Genomic DNA, 15,545 nt, shown 5'->3' with positions numbered 1-15,545 from the left:
GGGTGGCAACGAAAGCGTTTTATCTGCGCATAGCAAAACCCCCGGCAGGGCCGGGGGTTTTGAAGGTCACTCGTCGAGGAAAGAGCGTAGATGCTCGCTTCGCGTCGGGTGGCGCAGTTTGCGCAACGCCTTGGCTTCGATCTGACGAATCCGCTCACGGGTCACATCGAACTGCTTACCGACTTCCTCGAGGGTGTGGTCGGTATTCATGTCGATGCCGAAACGCATGCGCAGAACCTTGGCTTCACGGGCCGTGAGGCCGGAAAGTACTTCGCGAGTCGCTTCCTTGAGGCTCTCAACGGTGGCGACATCGATCGGCGACTGCATGGTGGAGTCTTCGATGAAGTCACCCAGATGGGAGTCTTCATCATCGCCGATCGGGGTTTCCATGGAGATCGGCTCTTTGGCGATCTTCAGTACCTTGCGGATCTTGTCCTCAGGCATTTCCATGCGTTCGCCCAGCTCTTCCGGGGTCGGTTCGCGACCCATCTCCTGCAACATCTGCCGGGAAATACGGTTGAGCTTGTTGATCGTCTCGATCATGTGCACCGGAATACGGATGGTGCGGGCCTGGTCGGCGATCGAGCGAGTGATCGCCTGACGGATCCACCAGGTAGCATAAGTCGAGAACTTGTAGCCGCGACGGTATTCGAACTTGTCCACCGCTTTCATCAGGCCGATGTTGCCTTCCTGGATCAGGTCGAGGAATTGCAGGCCACGGTTGGTGTACTTCTTGGCGATGGAGATCACCAGACGCAAGTTCGCTTCGACCATCTCTTTCTTCGCGCGGCGGGCCTTGGCTTCGCCGATCGACATGCGACGGTTGATGTCCTTGATTTCAGCGATGCTCAGGCCGGTCTCGGTCTCCAGCGCGCTTAGCTTCTGCTGGCAACGAATGATGTCCGGTTGCAGGCGGGCAATGGCTTCGGCGTATTTGCTCTTGCCCTTGGCCAGTGCATCGGTCCAGCTTTCGTCGACTTCGTGACCAGGGAACTGGCGCAGGAAGTCTGCACGGGGCATGCGCGCATCACGAACGCACAATTGCATGATCGCGCGCTCTTGCTGACGCAGGCGATCCAAGGCACTGCGAACACGCTCTACCAAGCCTTCGAACTGCTTGGGTACAAGCTTGATCGGCATGAACAGCTCGGCCAGCGCCAACAGCTCGGCGATTGCCTGCTTGTTGTTGCGACCATGCTTTTTCAGGGCCTTGCGGGTGATCTCCATCTGGTCGGCCACGGCACCGAAGCGCTGGGCAGCGATGACCGGATCGGGACCGCTTTCGGCCTCTTCTTCGTCGTCGCTCGCTTCGGCGTCTTCGTCATCGGTATCGTCGTCAGCCTTGGCGGCTTTCGCGTCGATCGGCGGCGGCACTTCAGCGGCAGGCGGCGCGATGCCGTCGTCCGGGTCGATGTAGCCGCTCAGGACGTCGGATAGGCGGCCACCTTCGGTGGTAACGCGGGTGTACTCGGAGAGAATATGGTCGACCGTGCCAGGGAAGTGCGCGATCGCGCCCATCACTTCACGGATGCCTTCTTCAATACGCTTGGCGATTTCGATTTCGCCTTCACGCGTGAGGAGCTCTACCGTACCCATTTCACGCATATACATGCGCACGGGGTCGGTGGTGCGACCAATGTCGGTCTCGACCGCCGCCAACGCTGCGGCCGCTTCTTCAGCGGCCGCCTCGTCGGTATCGGCGTCGGCCAGCATAAGGGCATCCTTATCTGGAGCAACCTCGAATACGTTGATCCCCATGTCATTGATCATGCGGATGATGTCTTCCACCTGTTCCGGATCTGAAATATCCTCCGGCAGGTGGTCGTTGACCTCCGCGTAAGTCAGGTAGCCCTGCTCACGACCCAATAGGATCAACTCTTTGATACGAGACTGCTGTTGCGCTTTTCCGGACATAACACCCTATCCACTGAAGGTCTTGGCGGGCAAAAAACAAGCCGAGGATTATACCTGAGCTGTGACCTCACGCGCCAGTTGAGGTCGGGTTTGATGCGCAAACATTGCGGCTGAGTAGATCCCGCAATTGGTTTTTCTCTTCGCTGGTCAACTCGCTCTGGCGAGCTTTGCGCAGAAGTTGTTCCAGGTTTCGCTCGCGTTGGCGGGCGGACAAGCTAGTAATGGTGTCGAAAAACTGTTGTTCAAGGTTGTCTCCCTCTATCAGCCATTCCTTCTCGGCCAGCGCCTTCAAGAGGCGCCCCTGCTCGGTGCCATGCCACCGAGCGATCAACTGGAATGAGTTTAGCTTGGGGTTCTTCTGCACGGCTTCAAGGAGTGCGACCAGCAATTGTGTATTGCTGTGGTCCTCGGCGGCAAAATGTCCTGCGTCCTCGACCTTCTCAGCCAGTTGCGGGTGATGCAGCAAGGTGCGCAGGGCGGCCAGTGTTGGTGGTTCGACGGCGGCCGGCACGCGCGGGACACGTGGCTGGTCGCGATCGCCCCGCTTGCCGTTCTTGTCCCAGGGCTTCTTGTCCCATTTCTTGCCGCCACCGGCGGTTTTTTTCGACGTCCATTCCTGCTGAGGCGCGTAATCCTGCTGAGGTTGATGATAGTCGGCGAAATCCGGCATCGCGTCGTAATCGATGCCTGGGTCATACGCTGGCGGTGCTTCCTGCGGAGCGCTGTGCACCAGTTGATTCATCGCTTCGTTGTTCAGGCCGGTGATTTCGCTGAGCCGTTGGCGCATGAGTGTGCGCAGGTTGGCACCGGGCACCTTGTCGATCAGCGGTGCCGCGAGGGTGGCCATGTGGGCCTTGCCTTCAAGGGAGCGTGGATCGGCTTCTTCGGTCAGTTGCTGGAAAAAATAATCGGCCAGCGGTTGGGCGTGCTGGTTGATCCGCGCACGAAATGCGTCGGTGCCTTCGGAGCGCACCAGGGTATCCGGGTCCTCGCCTTCGGGCAGGAACAGGAAACGTGCACGTCGCCCGTCCTGCAGGCATGGCAATGTCGCTTCCAATGCGCGCCAGGCGGCGTTGCGTCCCGCCTGGTCGCCATCGAAGCAGAACAGCACGCTGGGCACCACGCGAAACAGGCGCTTCATGTGTTCTTCGCTGGTGGCCGTTCCCAGGGTCGCAACGGCGTTGCGCAAGCCTTGCTGTGCCAGGGCGATAACGTCCATGTAGCCTTCCACGACAATGATCTCGTCGAGGTTGCGGTTGTTCTTGCGTGCCTCGTAAAGACCGTAGAGTTCTTGGCCTTTATGGAAAACCGGGGTTTCCGGAGAGTTCAGGTACTTGGGCTTGTCATCGCCCAGAACCCGGCCGCCGAAGGCGATGATGCGCCCCCGTGTATCGCGGATCGGAAACATCACTCGGTCACGGAAGCGATCGTAGCGCTTGCCTGTCTCGGCGTTCTCGATGAGCAGGCCTGCGTCGATCATGGCGCGCTGCTGGAGCGTGTCGCTGCTCAGGTGTTTGTACAGATTGTCCCAGCCGGGCGGGGCGAAGCCGAGGCCGAAATCCCGGGCAATCTCGCCAGTCAATCCGCGACCCTTGAGGTAGTCCACCGCCGCCTTGCGCGCGGGGTGGCTTTTAAGCGCCTGGCGATAAAAATCCGCTGCCGCCGTCAGCAGCGGATAAAGCGGCGAATCGGTGGGTTGGCGTGGCTTGTGCTGCCGGCCGCTCTCTTCCCGTGGAATTTCCATGCCTGCGGCTTTGGCCAGTTCTTCGACTGCCTGGGGGAAGTCCAGGTTGTCGTGGTCCATGATGAAGCCGAGGGCATTGCCGCCCGCGCCGCAGCCAAAGCAGTAATAGAACTGCTTGTCGGGGCTGACGCTGAAGGACGGGGTTTTCTCTTTGTGAAACGGGCAGCAGGCGGTGTAGTTCTTGCCTGCTTTCTTCATTTGCAGGCGAGAGCTGACCACGTCGACGATGTCGGTGCGGTTCAGGAGGTCGTCAATAAAGCTCTGGGGAATTAGCCCGGCCATGGCGTTCTCATCATCACTGCGCGAAATAGGATCCGAAACCAGCAGGCATGATCGATTCCAGGTTTCGAGGCACGGCAAAAAGGTGGCTCGACCGGATCGTTTGCTTCATTGCTGTCGGAAGTGTATCTGCCGATTGTCCACTGACGTTAATTACTATCAGTACTCGACTGTATGAATGTGTTGCGCTGAATCCGGTAACGGCCGATCTGGCCACGGATAGCTCATGAAGCGGGCACGCAGGCAGGTGCCTTGGGCTGATCGTCGTTAGAGGAATCAGGGTGTGCTCGTCAGTAGCCTTGGAAGGCTCGTCAGAAGAGACGTGCACCGCTGGCAAAAGAGCCAGGTCTGACGCGGTGAAGCGGGTTGTCTAGGTCGCGTCTGCGACTTTGACGGTGAAGCATCAAGCGTTGTTCCGCAAATGCCATAAGCCCGGCTTGAAGGCCGGGCTTGGCAAGAAGCTTGCGACGGGCGTCTGTGTATTAGTACAGACGTACGGCGCGGCGCTGTTCGCGCTGAACTTTCTTGGCGTGACGCTTAACAGCGGCTGCTGCTTTGCGCTTACGCTCGGAAGTCGGCTTCTCGTAGAATTCGCGGCTACGAACTTCAGCCAGAACACCGGCTTTTTCGCAGGAGCGCTTGAAACGACGCAGAGCTACGTCGAAGGGTTCGTTCTCTTTTACTTTGACGGCTGGCATCCAGAGCTACCTTCATTCATTACCGGGGTCAACATCCTCGCGGCAAAAGAGCACTTGAAGACGTCGGTTTTTAAGGGTTGCGGATGTTAACCCCTCATCGCTCGGAATGCAAAGCCTCTGATCGAAAACCGCTGGTCGGGGCACAACGCGGCGACTATTATGCGCGCCTTCGAATTCAGCCTCTACAAGGCGCAAACCCATGCTAGTACTGGGATTAGAAACATCCTGCGACGAAACCGGCGTTGCCCTCTACGACAGTGAGCGCGGCCTGCTGGCTGACGCTTTGTTCAGTCAAATCGACCTGCATCGCGCCTACGGCGGCGTGGTGCCCGAGCTTGCGTCCCGCGACCACGTCAAGCGCATGCTGCCCTTGATCCGCCAGGTCCTGGCCGAAGCCGACTGTGTGCCGACCGAGATCGATGCCATTGCCTATACGGCCGGGCCGGGCCTGGTGGGCGCGCTGCTGGTCGGCGCTTCCTGCGCCCAGGCGCTGGCCTTTGCCTGGGGCATCCCGGCGCTGGGCGTGCATCACATGGAAGGCCATCTGCTGGCGCCGATGCTGGAGCCGCAGCCGCCGCAATTCCCGTTCGTCGCTTTGTTGGTGTCGGGTGGGCATACCCAGCTGGTCCGCGTGGATGGGATCGGTCAATACGAGCTCATGGGTGAATCGCTCGATGATGCCGCCGGGGAAGCTTTCGACAAAACCGCGAAGATGATGGGGCTCAACTATCCGGGCGGGCCGGAAATCGCACGGCTGGCAACCCAGGGTGTTGAAGGACGTTTCGTCTTTCCGCGTCCGATGTGCGATCGACCGGGTCTGGATTTCAGCTTCAGCGGCTTGAAAACCTTCGCGCTGAACACCTGGCAGCAATGTGTCAGCGCCGGGGACGACAGTGAGCAAGCCCGTTGCGACATCTCCCTGGCGTTCCAGCAGGCCGTGGTAGAGACTTTGACCATCAAGTGCAAGCGCGCGTTGAAGCAGGCCGGGCTCAAGCGCCTGGTCATCGCCGGCGGCGTGAGCGCGAACAAGGCCTTGCGGATTTCCCTGGAAAAAATGCTTGGCGACATGAAGGGCGACGTTTACTACGCTCGACCACAGTTCTGCACGGATAACGGCGCGATGATTGCCTTTGCCGGCTGCCAGCGCCTGCAAGCGGGCCAGCAGGAGAGCCTGGCGATCAGCGTGCAGGCCCGTTGGCCAATGGAGCAGTTGTCGCCGCTGTGAAGCGATGTTTAGAAATGCCGTTCGCGCCCGGCGAACAGGTCGCGTAGATTGCCCCGGTGACGCCAGACGATCAGCGCGACGAGCGCTGTCATCGGCAGCAGGGCCGCCGGCTCCTGCCAAGCCAGTAATGGCAGGGTGAGCGGTGTGGCGATCAGCGCGGCTAGCGAGCTGGTGCGGGTCAGGTAGAAAGTCAGTAGCCAGGTGCAGACGGCAAGCAGGGCGGCCGGCGGATACAGGCCCAGCAGCATTCCAGCGGCAGTGGCGACGCCCTTGCCGCCACGAAAGCGAAAGTACAATGGGAACAGATGGCCGATGACGGCACAGACGCCGATCCAGGCCTGTTGCTGTAACGACAGTCCTGCAAGGCTGGCGATCAGTACCGGGAAGAGGCCTTTGCAGAGGTCACCGAGCAGGGTCAGGATGGCGAGTTTTCGTCCGGCCAGGCGTAGCATGTTGGTGGCGCCGGCATTACCCGAGCCACTCATTCGCGGATCCGGACGACCGGTCAGGCGGCTGAGCAAAATGGCGAAGGACAGTGAGCCGAGCAGGTAGGCGAGGATCGCCAGTAACCAAAACATGCTAACCATTCCGGGCGGGGACGCCCTGATTCTAACGGCGCAATGCGCCCTTGTCGTGCTGCGGAGAAGAGTGCTTGGACAGAGTTTTTATCGAAGGCCTTGAAGTCGACACGGTAATCGGTGCCTACGACTGGGAACGAGGCATCCGACAGTGCCTGCGCCTTGACCTGAGTTTTGCCTGGGACAACCGTCCGGCCGCTGCGGGCGACGACCTGACCCTGGCGCTCGATTACGCCAGCGTATCGTCACGCATCCAGGCGTTCGCCGAGCAGGCGCAGTTCCAGTTGGTCGAGACCTTTGCCGAACGACTGGCCCAGGTGCTCATGGATGAGTTCGAAATCACCTGGCTGCGCCTGAAAGTGACCAAGCCTGGCGCCGTACCGGCTGCCAGCGGTGTGGGCGTGGAGATCGAGCGCGGATGTCGCTGACACAGGTTTTCCTCGGGCTTGGTAGCAATATCGAGCGCGAAACCCATCTATGCGCGGGGCTTGAAGCACTGGCCGGTTTTCTGGTGGACATGCGCTGTTCGGCCGTGTTCGAGAGCCAGCCGGTGGGCATCAAGAGTGGGCCTTTTTTCAATTTCGTCTTGTCGGCCTTCACTGACCTGTCGCTGATTGAGTTGGACCGTCGCCTCAAGTTCATCGAGGCCGACAACGGTCGTTATGCACCGGACCGCAAGGGCCTGCCGCTGGACATCGACGTGTTGTTGTATGGCGAGCAGGTAGGCAACTTCGACGGCTTGATCCTACCGCGTGCCGAAATTCTCAAGAATGCCTTTGTCCTGTGGCCTTTGTCTTTGATCGCGCCGGATCGAATCCACCCTGGCGTGGGCAAAAGCTTTGCCACGTTGTGGGAAGAGGCGCAGATCGACCAGGTATTGGCCCCGGTGGCTTTCCAATGGCGAGGGCAGCAGCTTACGCCACCGGATCTGCTCTGAGGCGGCGGAACCCCCGGCGAACACGCGGAAACTGGCACGACCGCCTTTAATTCGCTGCTGCTTCCTTGTAGGCCTTCAATGCCCTGAGGCGCTCACGCTTGATTGCCTCACCCAGTTCCTGTCCCTTGAAGCCCTTTTCCAACAGCGGCTGCACCGCCACTGCGCGAGCCGCTGCCGCGGCTCCCCGCAGATAATCAGCCTGTGGATAATTCCGTTCCTCAAGCCCCTTGCGCCCCCGTGCATCCATTTCGCAGGCCATGATGAACTCCTCGAAGCGCTGGGGACGGCGGTACACATCAAAGCTTTGCAACAGTTCCAGCAGCGTAGACGCCTTTAATTCAAGCGCGCGGTGTCCATGCGTGTGATATTGGCCAACCAGCAGTGCCAATTCCTGACAGTCGCGTGGCGCCTTGAAGCGTTCGTTGACCGCTTTGATCAGCTTCAGCCCCTTGTGCTCATGGGCGATGTGTCTCGGCCATTCATGCTCGGGTGTCAGGCCTTTGCCCAGGTCATGCAGCAGGCAAGCCCAGCGCACGGTCAGCGGTTGCTTGTGCCGTGCCGACTGTTCCAGCACGCTCAGCGTGTGAGCGCCGGTGTCGATTTCCGGATGATGGACTTCGGGTTGTGGAACGCCAAACAGCGCATCCACTTCGGGCATGAGGATTTTTAGGGCGTCGCAGTCGCGCAGTACCTGGATAAATACCTGGGGCTGGCTCTCCATCAGCGCTCTGGAAATTTCCTTCCAGCTGCGTTCAGCCGTCAATGCCTCCAGTTCGCCGGATTCGCTGAGCTGGCGCATCAGCTCGAGCGTCTCGTCGGCCACCTTGAAACCCAGGGGGGCATAGCGTGCCGCAAAACGTGCAACGCGCAAGACTCTAAGGGGATCTTCGGCGAATGCGGGGGAAACGTGACGGAGCAAGCGTGCTTCCAGATCGCGCTGCCCGTGGTAGGGATCGGTGAGATTGCCGTGGTCGTCCTCGGCCATCGCGTTGATCGTCAAGTCTCTGCGGACCAGGTCTTCTTCGAGCGTGACCTCGGGGCTGGCATGGAACACGAAACCACCATAACCTCGGCCGTTCTTGCGCTCGGTGCGGGCCAGGGCGTATTCCTCGCCAGTTTTTGGATCAAGAAATACCGGAAAATCAGCCCCTACGGGGCGAAAACCCTTGGCGAGCATCTCCTCGGCAGTGGCGCCCACCACGACCCGGTCAACGTCGGTGACGGGGATGCCTAGCAGGCGATCGCGTACAGCGCCGCCGACTTTGTAGATCTGCATAAAAAACCTCCGTTGGGCCGACAGGATAAACCTTTATGTCGGACGTTCGGAGGCGAAAGCGTGATCAAAGATGAATGACGGCCAGATCCAGGCGCCCATAATCTCCTTCGGCTTGTTCGGTGCGTGGCGGCACATGATGGGTTTTCATCACTTGATCGCCCTGCAGGGTTTCCAGATGGATGTCGAACCCCCATAGACGATGCAGGTGCTTGAGTACCTCATCCGTTGATTCGCCTAGCGGTTTGCGGTTGTGCTGCTGATGACGCAGAGTCAGTGAGCGATCACCGCGGCGGTCGATGCTGTAGATCTGCACGTTGGGCTCGCGGTTGCCCAGATTGTATTGCGCCGCCAGGGTTTCCCGGATGACGCGGTAACCACCTTCGTCATGGATGGCGGGCACCAGCAGGTCATCTTTTTGATCGTCGTCAAGGATGCTGAACAGCTTGAGGTCGCGTATTACCTTGGGCGACAGGTATTGCAGGATAAAACTTTCATCCTTGAAGCTGCTCATCGCGAATTTGATCGTCGACAGCCAGTCCGAGCCGGCGATTTCCGGGAACCAGCGGCGATCTTCCTCCGTAGGGTTTTCGCACATGCGCCGGATGTCCCGATACATGGCGAAACCCAGAGCATAGGGATTGATGCCGCTGTAATACGGACTGTCGAAGCCGGGCTGAAACACCACGCTGGTATGGGAGGTCAGGAACTCCATCATGAAGCCGTCCGTGACCAGGCCCTCGTCGTACAGGTCGTTCATCAAGGTGTAGTGCCAGAACGTCGCCCACCCTTCGTTCATGACCTGGGTCTGGCGCTGCGGATAGAAATACTGGGCGATCTTGCGCACGATACGCACGATTTCCCGTTGCCAGGGCTCCAGCAGGGGCGCATGTTTTTCGATGAAGTAGAGAATGTTTTCCTGGGGCTCGGCCGGAAAGCGTGCGTTGTCCTTCTCGTTGTACTTGTCGGCGCCTTTGGGAATGGTCCGCCATAGGTCATTGATCTGTTTCTGCAGATGTTCCTCTCGATCCTTCTGGCGTCGCCGTTCCTCTTCGGCGGAGATCGGATAGGGTCGCTTGTAGCGGTCCACGCCGTAGTTCATCAGGGCATGGCAAGAGTCCAGCAAGTCCTCCACCGCGTCGATGCCATGGCGCTCTTCGCACTGCATGATGTACTGCTTGGCGAAGACCAGGTAGTCGATGATCGAGCTGGCATCGGTCCATGTGCGGAACAGATAGTTGCCCTTGAAAAAGCTGTTATGGCCATAACAGGCATGGGCCACCACCAGCGCCTGCATGCAGATGGTGTTCTCCTCCATCAGATAGGCGATGCATGGGTCGGAGTTGATCACGATCTCATAGGCCAGGCCCATCTGGCCCCGGCTGTAGGATTTCTCGGTACTGAGAAAATGCTTGCCATACGACCAATGGTGATAACCCAGCGGCATACCGACGGATGCATAGGCATCCATCATTTGCTCGGCGGTGATCACTTCGATCTGGTTGGGATAGGTGTCCAGGGCATAGCGATCCGCGATACGGCTGATCTCACGGTCGTACGCTTGTATCAGCTCGAACGTCCATTCGGAGCCGGTGGAAATAGGCTGGCGTTTCTGCTCTTTTTTGGCGGTCATGTCACTAACCTGCGCTGGAAGAGTTCACGGAAGACCGGGTAGATATCCCCGGCCGAGACCAGTTGCTGCTGGGCAAAAGTATCGGAAAACGCTTCGGCAATGCGTTCGTATTCATACCACAGCGCTTGATGTTCGCGCGGCGTAATCTCGACGTACGTGTAGTACTGGACGAACGGCATGATCTGGTTGATCAGGATGTCGCGACAAATCGGCGAGTCGTCGTTCCAGTTGTCACCGTCGGACGCTTGGGCCGCATAGATGTTCCATTCGTTGGCGGGGTAGCGTTCGGCCATGATTTCCTGCATCAGCTTCAGGGCGCTGGAAACAATGGTGCCGCCGGTTTCCCTTGAATAGAAAAACTCTTCTTCGTCGACTTCCCTGGCGCTGGTGTGGTGCCGGATGAACACCACATCGATCTTGTCGTAATTCCTCTTGAGGAACAGGTACAACAGGATGAAGAACCGCTTGGCGATGTCTTTGGTGGCCTGCGTCATTGAGCCGGACACGTCCATCAGGCAGAACATGACCGCTTTGGAGCTAGGATTCGGTTGCTTCACCAAAAGGTTGTACTTGAGGTCGAAGGTATCGAGGAACGGCACGCGATGGATGCGCGCGCTAAGACGCTCGATTTCCGCTTCCAAGGCCTGGATGTCGCCGAAATTGTCCGGCTCCTCCTGCTTGAGGCGGGCAAGCTCCTCCTTGGCCTCGCGCAGTTTTGCCCGGCTGCTGCCCGAAAGCGCGATGCGACGTGCGTGGGCTGAGCGCAGGGTGCGGATGATATTGATCCGCGCCGGATTACCCTCATTGCTGATACCGGCGCGCACGGTCTTGAAAGTATCGGTGCCGGTCAGGTTGCGTTTGACCAGGTTTGGCAGTTCCAGGTCCTCGAACATGAATTCAAGGAACTCTTCTTGGGTGATCTGGAAGACGAATTCATCCATGCCCTCGCCGGAATTGCCAGCCTTGCCCGGGCCCTTGCCGCCGCCTCCACCGGGTGGGCGAGGGATATGCTCGCCGCTGGTGAATTCCTTGTTTCCAGGGTGTACGACGGTCTGCTTGCCGCCCCGGCCATGGTGAAGCACCGGCTCGTCAATATCCCGGCCAGGGATGCTGATCTGCTCGCCATGTTCCATATCCGTAATGGAACGACGACTGACCGCCTCCTCGACGGCCTTCTTGATGTGGTCGCGGTAGCGCCGCAAGAAACGCTGGCGATTTACCGTGCTCTTGTTCTTGCCATTCAGGCGTCGGTCGATCACATAGCTCATGGGTGCCCTCCGGGCAGCTTCAAGTGGTGAGCTGCAAGCTGCAAGTGGAAGCAGTAACCCGGCTCCAGGGTTCACGCGCTTTCCTCTTGCAGCTTGTCGCTTGCGGCTTGTTGCTGGCTATTGTGATTTACGGACCCGCAGGTACCACTCGGACAGCAGCCGTACCTGTTTGTCGGTATAGCCACGTTCGACCATGCGTGTAACGAAGTCGTTGTGTTTTTGCTGGTCCTCTTTGCTGGCCTTGGCATTGAAGCTGATGACGGGCAACAGGTCTTCGGTGTTGGAGAACATTTTCTTCTCGATGACCACCCGAAGCTTCTCGTAGCTGAGCCAGGTAGGGTTCTTGCCGTTGTTGTTGGCCCGGGCGCGTAGGACAAAATTGACGATTTCGTTGCGGAAGTCCTTCGGATTGCTGATGCCCGCGGGTTTCTCGATCTTTTCCAACTCTTCGTTGAGCGCTACGCGATTGAGAATCTCGCCCGTTTCCGGATCGCGATATTCCTGGTCCTGGATCCAGAAATCCGCATACAGCACGTAACGGTCGAAAATGTTCTGGCCGTACTCGCTGTAAGACTCCAGATAGGCCGTCTGGATCTCCTTGCCGATGAACTCGATGTACCGTGGCGCCAGGTACTCCTTGAGGAAACGCAAGTAGCGCTCCCGGGTCTCCGCCTGGAACTGCTCCTGCTCGATCTGTTGCTCGAGAACGTACAGCAGATGGACAGGGTTGGCGGCGATTTCGTGGGGGTCGAAGTTGAACACCTTGGACAGGATCTTGAACGCAAAACGGGTGGACAGTCCGTTCATCCCTTCGTCCACGCCCGCGTTGTCCCGGTATTCCTGGATCGACTTGGCCTTCGGATCGGTGTCCTTGAGGTTTTCGCCGTCGTACACCCGCATCTTCGAATAGATGTTGGAGTTCTCCGGCTCCTTCAGGCGCGACAACACAGTGAACTGGGCGAGCATCTTCAGCGTGTCGGGCGCGCAATGGGCCTTGGACAGCGAGCTGTTGAACAGCAGCTTGTCGTAGATCTTCACCTCATCGGAGACGCGCAGGCAGTAAGGCACCTTGACGATGTAGATCCGGTCGATGAAGGCTTCGTTGTTTTTGTTGTTGCGGAAGGTATGCCATTCCGATTCGTTGGAGTGAGCGAGCAGAATGCCGCTGAATGGTATCGCCCCCAGCCCCTCGGTGCTGTTGTAGTTACCCTCCTGGGTGGCGGTCAGCAATGGGTGAAGCACCTTGATCGGCGCCTTGAACATCTCGACGAACTCCATCAGGCCCTGGTTGGCCCGGCACAGCGCGCCCGAATAGCTATAGGCATCGGCGTCGTTCTGTGGGAATTCTTCTAGCTTGCGGATATCGACCTTGCCCACGAGGGCCGAGATGTCCTGGTTGTTTTCGTCACCTGGTTCGGTCTTGGCCACCGCGATCTGGTTGAGGATCGAAGGATAGAGCTTGACCACGCGGAACTGGCTGATGTCGCCGCCGAACTCCGCCAGGCGCTTGGTGGCCCATGGCGACATGATGGTGTTGAGGTAGCGACGGGGAATGCCGAAGTCCTCTTCGAGGATCGCGCCGTCCTCGGTGGCGTTGAAAAGCCCCAGGGGCGATTCGAAGACAGGAGAGCCCTTGATGGCGTAGAAGGGCACTTTTTCGATCAGTTGCTTGAGTTTCTCGGCCAGGGACGATTTACCGCCACCGACGGGGCCGAGCAGATAGAGAATCTGCTTCTTCTCCTCCAGGCCTTGGGCGGCATGGCGGAAATAGGACACGATCTGTTCGATGCATTCCTCCATCCCGTGGAAGTCTGCAAAGGCCGGGTAGCGCCGGATCACTTTGTTGGAAAAAATCCGCGAGAGCCTCGAGTTGGTCGAGGTGTCCAGCAGTTCAGGTTCTCCGATTGCCAGCAACAGACGCTCCGCAGCCGATGCGTAGGCACTGCGGTCTTGCTTGCAGAGTTCGAGGTATTCCTGCAGCGAGTACTCCTCCTGCCGCGTGGACTCGAAACGTTGCTGGAAGTGGCTAAAAATACTCATGACGTCACCTCGCTCGATACGTGGAGCCGGTGTCGGATCAATCAGTCGATGCTGGACAGCCGCTGGGACCCCAGTTGCCGTTTTACCCCCCAGAATGCTTTCAAGAATGCGGCTCCTGAAAGCTGACTCCCGATGATCCGCGCGCCGGTGTACCGGCTCTCCCCTGTTTTGGATGGCCTGAGGCTAAGGATAGTTCGGAATCCGAGAGGTAAAGGTTGAATACGTAATTAGTTGTGGCAGACCGTTCGTCCGCCATCGCCCAAGCCCGCGGTTCTCGTGGGCTTGGGTGTCATAAAAAATTATTCGTGGGTGCCTTGCTCTGTTTCATCAGGATAAACCGTGCGCCACAGCTCAAAGCCGCCGTCCATGCTGTACACGTCACTGAAACCCTGGCTGACCAGGTAAGCCGCTGCGCTTTGGCTGGAGTTGCCGTGATAGCAGACTACGATGGTAGGCGCATCGAGATCAGCGCCCTGGATGAAAGCGTGAAGGGAATGGTTATCCAAATGCTTGGAGCCACTGATATGTGAAGTTGCGTAAGTGGCCGGGTCGCGCACATCGACGAGCACCGCGCCTTGTTCACGCAGGGCCTGGGCCTGCTCGGGGGAGATGCGTTTGAATTCGGTCATGAGGTACTCCTGTGGCCTTGGGCGCAACGCCGGTCAAGCGTCGGTGCCGGCCGGCAATGATGCAATGGTCGATGTATTGAGTCTGGCGTGGCCCTTCTCGTCGCAATCGCAGCGCAGCAACTCGCCGGTGTCGACGTTCATCAGTGTCATCGCGCTGCCCCAGACGCAGCCGGTATCGAGGGCAATAACCCCGGCTTCGTCAGTTTGGCCTTCGAGTGCCGCCCAGTGCCCGAAAATGATCTTCAGGTCGCGGGTTTTGCGCTCCTTGTGCTTGAACCACGGCGCGTAGCCGGGCGGGGCGGTCTCGATGCCTTCCTTGCCCTTGAGATCGAGCTTGCCGTCGCGGGTGCAGAAGCGCATGCGCGTGAAATAATTGGTGATGACGCGAAGACGGGCCGTGCCGGTGAGGTCGTTGTCCCATTTGACGGGTTCGTTGCCGTACATGCCGTCCAGGTAGGGGCCGAACAGGTTGTCGTCGCGCAACGCCTGTTCCACTTCGCCAGCGCACTTGAGCGCTCTGCGCAGCGACCATTGGGGTGGGATGCCGGCATGGACCAGCGCGAGGTTGCGCGCCTCGTCGTAATGCATGAGTTTTTGCTGGCGCAACCATTCAAGCAGCTCGACGCAATCGGGGGCGTCGAGAATCTCGCTCAAGGTGTCGGATTTTTTCAGGCGCTCAATGTTTTGCCAGGCGGCTAACAGGTGCAGATCGTGATTGCCGAGCACGCATACCAAAGAGTCGCGGATACCATAGAGGAAACGAAGGGTTTCCAGCGACTGCGGGCCACGGTTGACCAGGTCGCCGACTAGCCACAGCGTGTCTTTGCATGGGTCGAACGCTACCTGCTCCAGCAGGCATTTGAGCGGGTCCAGGCAGCCCTGCAGGTCACCAACCGCATACGTGGCCATCAGTGCAGCGCTCCGGGCACCGCCAGTCGGAAGGGCTTGATGATCGCATCGAATCGCTTACCGTCGTCGGCGAGCATTTGGTAGGTGCCCTCCATGGTGCCGACCTTGGTCGTCATCACTGTCCCGCTGCTATAGCTGTGGCTCTTGCCGGCATCGATCAGTGGCTGTTGGCCAACCACGCCTTCACCACGCACTTCTTCTACATGGCCGTCGCCGTTGGTGATGATCCAATGCCGTGACAGCAGCCTGGCGGGCAGCGAGCCATTGTTGCGCACTGTGATGGTGTAGGCGAAGGCGAAGCGGTCGTGCTCGGGTTGTGACTGTTCAGCGAGGAAGCGGGTGGCGACGCTGACGTCGACCTGGTAACGAGGATCGGACATGCAAAAAGGCCTTGAAAGCGGGACGCGGGAAGAACTGA

14 protein-coding genes are annotated in these 15,545 nt (G+C 58.9%); 3 read left to right on the top strand and 11 right to left on the bottom strand.

The window, feature by feature from the left end:
* Positions 1–66 precede the first annotated feature (66 nt).
* From rpoD to rpsU, 3 genes are all read right to left on the bottom strand, one after another.
* Positions 67–1,914, bottom strand: a complete 1,848-nt coding sequence (rpoD, locus tag J3Q04_RS23025; RefSeq protein WP_420764887.1) for an RNA polymerase sigma factor RpoD — start codon at positions 1,912–1,914, stop codon at positions 67–69.
* A 67-nt stretch (positions 1,915–1,981) separates the two neighbouring features.
* Positions 1,982–3,940: a DNA primase gene (gene dnaG, locus J3Q04_RS23020; RefSeq protein WP_420764886.1), complete on the bottom strand. Its 1,959-nt coding sequence runs from the start codon at positions 3,938–3,940 to the stop codon at positions 1,982–1,984.
* Between the two features lie 479 nt (positions 3,941–4,419).
* Positions 4,420–4,635, bottom strand: a complete 216-nt coding sequence (gene rpsU, locus J3Q04_RS23015; protein WP_002551877.1) for a 30S ribosomal protein S21 — start codon at positions 4,633–4,635, stop codon at positions 4,420–4,422.
* A 199-nt stretch (positions 4,636–4,834) separates the two neighbouring features.
* On the opposite strand from rpsU, the gene tsaD reads away from it, so the two are divergent.
* A complete protein-coding gene (gene tsaD / locus J3Q04_RS23010) occupies positions 4,835–5,860 on the top strand; it encodes a tRNA (adenosine(37)-N6)-threonylcarbamoyltransferase complex transferase subunit TsaD (protein WP_434609198.1) in 1,026 nt (341 codons plus the stop codon).
* Between the two features lie 8 nt (positions 5,861–5,868).
* Here the strand turns inward: tsaD and plsY are convergent, their stop codons facing one another.
* Positions 5,869–6,438, bottom strand: a complete 570-nt coding sequence (plsY, locus tag J3Q04_RS23005; RefSeq protein ID WP_420764884.1) for a glycerol-3-phosphate 1-O-acyltransferase PlsY — start codon at positions 6,436–6,438, stop codon at positions 5,869–5,871.
* Between the two features lie 74 nt (positions 6,439–6,512).
* Here plsY and folB point away from each other — a divergent pair, with 74 nt between their 5' ends.
* Both folB and folK read left to right on the top strand, forming a co-directional pair.
* Complete coding sequence (folB, locus tag J3Q04_RS23000; RefSeq protein WP_420764883.1) at positions 6,513–6,866, top strand: dihydroneopterin aldolase; 354 nt, start codon at positions 6,513–6,515, stop codon at positions 6,864–6,866.
* Positions 6,857–7,375 carry a 2-amino-4-hydroxy-6-hydroxymethyldihydropteridine diphosphokinase gene (gene folK, locus J3Q04_RS22995; RefSeq protein WP_420764882.1) on the top strand — a complete coding sequence of 173 codons (519 nt, stop codon included), beginning with the start codon at positions 6,857–6,859 and terminating at the stop codon, positions 7,373–7,375. Before folB ends, folK begins: the two co-directional genes overlap by 10 nt.
* Positions 7,376–7,421: 46 nt before the next feature.
* Here folK and J3Q04_RS22990 read toward each other — a convergent pair whose 3' ends face one another.
* The 7 genes from J3Q04_RS22990 to apaG form a co-directional block, all read right to left on the bottom strand.
* Positions 7,422–8,651 (bottom strand): multifunctional CCA addition/repair protein, encoded by a 1,230-nt coding sequence (locus J3Q04_RS22990; RefSeq protein ID WP_434561988.1) that lies wholly within the window; start codon positions 8,649–8,651, stop codon positions 7,422–7,424.
* Positions 8,652–8,715: 64 nt separating this feature from the next.
* A complete protein-coding gene (locus tag J3Q04_RS22985; RefSeq protein WP_434561990.1) occupies positions 8,716–10,281 on the bottom strand; it encodes a SpoVR family protein in 1,566 nt (521 codons plus the stop codon).
* Positions 10,278–11,549, bottom strand: coding sequence for a YeaH/YhbH family protein (locus J3Q04_RS22980; RefSeq protein WP_420764879.1), 1,272 nt, complete (start codon positions 11,547–11,549; stop codon positions 10,278–10,280). Before J3Q04_RS22980 ends, J3Q04_RS22985 begins: the two co-directional genes overlap by 4 nt.
* A 117-nt stretch (positions 11,550–11,666) precedes the next feature.
* Positions 11,667–13,589, bottom strand: coding sequence for a PrkA family serine protein kinase (locus J3Q04_RS22975; protein ID WP_420764878.1), 1,923 nt, complete (start codon positions 13,587–13,589; stop codon positions 11,667–11,669).
* 299 nt (positions 13,590–13,888) lie between these two features.
* A complete protein-coding gene (gene glpE / locus J3Q04_RS22970) occupies positions 13,889–14,218 on the bottom strand; it encodes a thiosulfate sulfurtransferase GlpE (protein WP_420764877.1) in 330 nt (109 codons plus the stop codon).
* A gap of 33 nt (positions 14,219–14,251) precedes the next feature.
* Positions 14,252–15,127 (bottom strand): symmetrical bis(5'-nucleosyl)-tetraphosphatase, encoded by an 876-nt coding sequence (locus J3Q04_RS22965; RefSeq protein ID WP_434609203.1) that lies wholly within the window; start codon positions 15,125–15,127, stop codon positions 14,252–14,254.
* Positions 15,127–15,507 (bottom strand): Co2+/Mg2+ efflux protein ApaG, encoded by a 381-nt coding sequence (gene apaG / locus J3Q04_RS22960; protein WP_434561994.1) that lies wholly within the window; start codon positions 15,505–15,507, stop codon positions 15,127–15,129. Before apaG ends, J3Q04_RS22965 begins: the two co-directional genes overlap by 1 nt.
* Positions 15,508–15,545: the final 38 nt, after the last annotated feature.

It is taken from the genome of Pseudomonas sp. D4-21 (assembly GCF_051132125.1).
Taxonomy (GTDB): Bacteria; Pseudomonadota; Gammaproteobacteria; order Pseudomonadales; family Pseudomonadaceae; genus Aquipseudomonas.
This window is presented reverse-complemented; position numbering and strand designations above follow the sequence as displayed.